The following is a 4324-nucleotide window of genomic DNA, read 5'->3' on the forward strand; positions in this document are numbered from 1 at the left end:
TGGTGCCGGCAGAGAACCAGGAAGCGTTCCGACTGATCCGCCAGCACAGCACAACCCCGCTAGCGGTGGGCGAGGTGTTTAACACTATCCACGATTGCCGTACGCTGATCGAGGAAGGGCTGATCGACTATATCCGCACAACTCCGGTCCATGCTGGCGGCATCACCCACGTCCGTCGCATAGCCGATCTGGCCGGGCTTCATCATGTCCGTCTCGGCAGCCACGGCGCGGCGGACATGTCGCCGATCACCATGGGCGCGGCGCTGCACCTCGACCGCTGGGTGCCGAACTTCGGAATCCAGGAATATGCCTTCCATCCGCCAGCAGCGCAGGAAGTGTTCCCTCAGGAATGGCACCTCGACGACGGCTATCTGCTGAGCGGCGAGAAGCCCGGCCACGGCGTTGATTTCGATGAGGAGGCCGCCAAGCGCTATCCCTACGAGCGCGCCTATCTCGACGTGGCGCGCCTGAGCGACGGCACGCTCTGGAACTGGTAAACAAACTGAAATTTCAGTTTGACAAGGCGGATGCAGGCGGTAAGTCGGACATACTAGCACCTGCATCCGACAGGTGATTCGAAGTTGAGGGGATGGTTAGGCTTTAACGACATCGGAACAGGCAAATCGAACTTTTGGATAGTCCAGATGAAGTCGAGGCCTTTCCATTGATCGTGACAGATTCCGTTCAAGATGATTGCACAAAATAGGTCGTAACCGCGAGGGCGGTTCCGACACCGGGTTCATGCGCGCTCGGAAACATAACAGGTGAGGAGGATTGCAATGTTGAAGGGTTTACGAATGACGCGCGCCGGACTGGCGGTTGCTCTGTTGGGTTCGACCTGCCTATCGTCGTTCGCATATGCGCAGACCCTGACGCCGTCTCCAACAAATACGCCCACGACGCCCGCCGGTACGCAGGACCCGTCGGCCACGGCGCCGGTCGCCGCTGATAGCCTGACCGCCACGCCGACCGCGCAGAGCACAGGATCGACCGCGGCGCCGACCAGCGATGCTGCCGCTTCGACCGCCGCGACCGGTGCCGACATCGTCGTTACGGGCACGCGTCGCGCGCAGCGACTTCAAGATGTGCCGGTCGCGATCACCGCAGTCAGCGGCGCCGCGATCGCCAAGTCGGGTTTCACGACCGCGAGCGACCTTCAGTATCTCGCTCCCTCGCTGACGTTCAACAACTCGCAGGGTGCGGGCTTCTCGATCCGCGGTTTCGGCAGCCAGAGCTTCGACTACAATCTCGAAAAGGCCGTGTCCGTCGTCCTCGACGATGTGGTGCAGGGCTTGCCGCGCTCGATCGGCTTTAACACCTTCGCGGACGTCGAGCGCGTCGAGGTGCTTGAAGGACCGCAGGGCACGCTGTTCGGCAAGAACGCCTCGGCCGGTGTCGTATTCGTCGTGACACGCAAGCCCGAGATCGGCGTCTCCAGCGTCCAGGGTTCCGCGCGTTACGGCACCGACAACGAAACGCAGATCGAGAACACCGTCAATCTGCCGATCAGCGATACGCTGGCGGCGCGCATCTCCGGCACCTACCAGCAGCGCGATGGTTATCTCTACAACGCCTTTTACCGCAACGACGGTGGGTCGTATCGCGACCTGTCGCTGCGCGGCAAGCTGCTCTGGCAGCCAACCCCCGACATCGAGGCCCTGACCACGGTCGAGTATCTCGACCACAAGGACGAGGGTTATAATATCATCGAGAACGTCCGCAACCTGACGGCCTATGCGACGCCCCCTTCGTCGACGTCGCAGACCAATCTCGATTACGCGTCGATTTTCGCACAATACGGCTTCTCCGCTGGGGTCAATAACCAGACCTACCTTGCCAACACCGACTGGTACGGCTTCGTCCGTCAGAAGGGTGTATCGGAGGTCATCACCGCATCGCTTGGCGATTACACACTGACCTCGATCACCGCTTACAAATCGCAAAAGAGCGGTAACTTCAACGATCCGGACTATACCGGGACCGATTTCTATACGCTCAACCGCAACCGTCTTCGCGCGTCGCAGTACTCACAGGAAATCCGCCTCAACTCGCCCAAGGGCAGCATGTTTGACTACATCGTCGGCGCGTTTCTGTATCGGCAAGACGCACACGCCTTCGAGGCTCAGGCGGGCAAGCGCAACCGAACCGACCTGCCGGCACTCACCTACGTCAACCCGGTGGGATCGGCTTCTGCCTACGGTTCGCACCAACGTAGCTACGCACTGTTCGGTGAGGGCAATCTACACCTCAGCGAGCAGCTGACGTTCGTCGGTGGCCTGCGCCTGACCCACGATCGGGTCAGCGGCGACTATGCCCCGACGACCGATTTCCCCTATCAGTACATCGGCACGATCCCGCCCGCCGTCGGCGGATCTGCCCGTGCTACCGACGTGACTGGCAAGGCGACGATCCAGTATAAGCCGACCGACAATATCATGGGCTATGCGACCTACTCGCGCGGTTACAAGTCACCGGCGATTGGGACAAGCCGCGGCGTGCTGCGGCCTGTAAGCCAGGAGAATGTCGATTCCTACGAGGTCGGGTTAAAGACGCAGTTCCTGGATCGTCGCCTAACCCTGAATTTTACCGGGTACATTCAGAATTTCTACAACTTCCAGGCAACCGCTTTGACGCTGCAGCCGAGCGGTGACTATCTTAGCGTTCTCACCAACGCCCCAAAGGTCGAAGCGCGTGGTGCCGAGGTCAGCGCCTCGTTCCGCGTCACTCCAGCACTTACGTTCAGCGCCAACGCTAACTACAACCACTCCCAGTACCAAGGCTTCCTGGTCGGCTGCTACGCCAATCAGCCCGTCAATGCCGCCCCCGGGCCGGGCTGCTATCAACAGGGTAACACACGGGTAAACGATGCGACGGGCACGGACGTCATCCTTGCGCCGCGCTTCACCTACAACTTCGGCGTCAATTACGAGCCGCAGCTCACTGAAACGTTAAAGCTGTTCAGTAGCGCGAGCTGGGCGCACCGTTCCAGCACGTTGAGCGTTGCTGGCGACCCCGGCACGCGCATCCCTGGCTATGGTCTGCTCAATGGGACAATCGGTGTTGGCGGCCTTGATGGTCATATCCGCCTCAGCGTCTATGGTCGTAATCTGACGGACAAGCTGTTCATCGCCCGATTGCGGCCGCTCCCGTTCGGGCCGACTGGTAGCTATCTGCAGACGGTTGCCGGCGAAGGCCGGCGCACAATTGGCGTTCGGCTCGATTATTCTTTTTAAGCCTCCTCCCCCGGAGCTAAGGGCTTTCGGCACGATTGTGCCGGAAGCCCATTTTTTTGGTCTTTCGGCATCGGAGTTGCCATGACTGATCCATACTATCGTCGCTTTGTTTCGTTCGGCGAGCTGCTCATCCGGCTGTCATCCGGGCGGGGCGAACTTCTGTCGCGCGCGCGTAGCGTTGCAGTGGACATCGGTGGGTCGGAAGCCAACGTCGCCGCTACCCTGGCGGGCTTGGGACACGGCTGCGCCATGATATCCACCGTTCCCGTCAACGCGCTCGGCGATGCGGCCGTCATGACATTGCGCAGCGCAGGGGTTGATTGCTCCAACGTCATCACGTCGGACGGTCGGATGGGGCTCTACTGGCTGGAAACCGGTGCAGGTGGGCGTGCCTCCGACGTGATCTACGACCGAGAAGCCTCCTCCTTTTCATGCTTGTCGGAAAGCGCGCTGGACTGGCGTGTCTTGCTCGCCGATGCCGATCGCCTGCATCTGTCCGGCATAACCGTCGCCTTGAACGCAACCTCCGCGTCCATCGCTCTGGCCGCTGCCGCACGCGCGAAGGAAATGGGCGTGCCCGTGTCGTTCGATGGCAACTATCGCGAGCGGCTTTGGCGAGCACGCGGCAATGTTGATCGTGCGGCATTGTGTAAGCTCGCCGCTTGCGCGGACATATTTCTGGGTAATTACCGCGACATCAATCTTCTGCTGGGCACGAAATTCGATGGCGACAATCAAGTCGGTCGACGGGCAGCATGTGAGGCGGCCTTTGTAGCCTTTCCCGCACTCCGGCTCATTGCCTCGACTTTGCGGACGACCTACCACACCAACCGGCATGGGATTGCAGTTCGGGTCGACACGCCTGACAATGGCCTAGAAACTGACGTCATGGACATACCGAGCGTCGTCGATCGCATCGGCACCGGCGATGCGTTCGCAGCGGGAATCCTCCACGCTGACCGATTGAACTATTCGCTGGCTGACATCGCGGCCCAGGGCCGCGTGTTGTGCGCGCTGAAACATACGATCGGTGGAGACTTCGGAAACATCAATACGGCACATGTCCGTCGGTTTGCGGAGGCCGGAAGCGA

Annotated in this window: 3 protein-coding genes; all 3 read left to right on the forward strand. The window is 60.5% G+C overall.

Annotated elements, in window-relative coordinates; translation table 11 throughout:
* Nucleotides 1-497 (forward strand): enolase C-terminal domain-like protein (locus tag J4O76_RS23275; protein WP_426284539.1); only part of this gene is annotated, 497 nt, incomplete at its 5' end.
* Between the two features lie 282 nt (nucleotides 498-779).
* The gene (locus J4O76_RS23280) at nucleotides 780-3233 is read left to right on the forward strand and encodes a TonB-dependent receptor (protein WP_426284541.1); all 2454 of its coding nucleotides are present in this window, start codon (nucleotides 780-782) and stop codon (nucleotides 3231-3233) included.
* 81 nt (nucleotides 3234-3314) lie between these two features.
* A partial coding sequence (locus J4O76_RS23285; protein WP_426284543.1) for a sugar kinase occupies nucleotides 3315-4324 on the forward strand: 1010 nt, incomplete at its 3' end.

It is taken from the genome of Sphingomonas sp. NFX23 (assembly GCF_049887795.1).
Lineage (GTDB): Bacteria > Pseudomonadota > Alphaproteobacteria > Sphingomonadales > Sphingomonadaceae > Sphingomonas.

Coding starts and splice junctions, on each gene's coding strand:
- J4O76_RS23280 (WP_426284541.1), top strand. CDS start 780: ATGTTGAAGGGTTTACGAATGACGCGCGCCGGACTGGCGGTTGCTCTG.